Annotated in this window: 1 tRNA gene; it reads left to right on the top strand. The window is 55.7% G+C overall.

The window, feature by feature from the left end:
* Positions 1 to 17: 17 nt before the first annotated feature.
* Positions 18 to 107 (top strand) — tRNA-Ser (locus tag AC0C6X_RS30300).
* Positions 108 to 255 lie beyond the last annotated feature (148 nt).

The raw sequence follows: 255 nt of genomic DNA, 5'->3' as shown, positions 1-255 counted from the left end.
ACTAGTCAGGCGCTAACGGAGAGGTGGCCGAGTGGTCGAAGGCGCTCCCCTGCTAAGGGAGTATACCGGAAACGGTATCGAGGGTTCGAATCCCTTCTTCTCCGCCATCCCTTTCTTGTCCGGCCCGTAGACATAGGTAACAGAACGTACCTAAGGCATGGGTGACAATCTCGTGCCGGACGGATTGTCGATGGTTTGCGATACCTTGCTTCCGTAAAGACAGTAATGATGGCTCCCGCCAACTTGGGATGGCGC

The organism is Ensifer sp. VA4 (assembly GCF_055710065.1).
The sequence above is the reverse complement of the archived record's forward strand: the minus strand, read 5'-3'. Positions and strand labels throughout refer to the sequence as shown.